General features: G+C 64.8%; 1 protein-coding gene. It reads right to left on the reverse strand.

Annotated features, from left to right (window positions below):
* The coding region (locus tag A2J02_RS17830) for a DUF4153 domain-containing protein (RefSeq protein WP_156516277.1) at positions 1-483 on the reverse strand (483 nt) is incomplete at both ends.

Here is a 483-nt window from a genome sequence, read left to right on the forward strand (position 1 = left end):
GCCCGCAATGCGATTCGATCTCCTCTGCGGTTTCGCGGAGCCTTGGCGACCGTCACCGCAATGACGAACAGTGTCAGTACCGTCACTGCCAGCAATTGCCAGAAGCCCTGCCGGGCGTACTCGGCATTGGTCAGCCCCTCCGTGGTCGCCACATGCCCCTGCCCGCCGAACAGCGTCGGAACCTGGAACCCGACGAACACGACGAACAACGCCACCACCGCCCCGAGCGGAATCATCCACTCCCACAACTGCACCGATCGACGCGGCGACGGAGCGAGGCGATCGAATCGAGGCGGATGCAGCGCGACGTAGCAGACCGCGAGCGCACCTGCTGCAGTGAGCACGAAGACGAGAATGCGTCCGAAGATGGACACGGCATCGAACTCGGGCGTCACCGCGCCCAGTGCATCCGAGAAGCGCTTGTCGGCCGCACCGAACAACGCTGCGAACACGGCGACGAGTGCGATCGTGACAACGGCGACC

The sequence above is a fragment of the Rhodococcus sp. EPR-147 genome, assembly GCF_001647185.1.
Classification (GTDB): domain Bacteria; phylum Actinomycetota; class Actinomycetes; order Mycobacteriales; family Mycobacteriaceae; genus Rhodococcoides.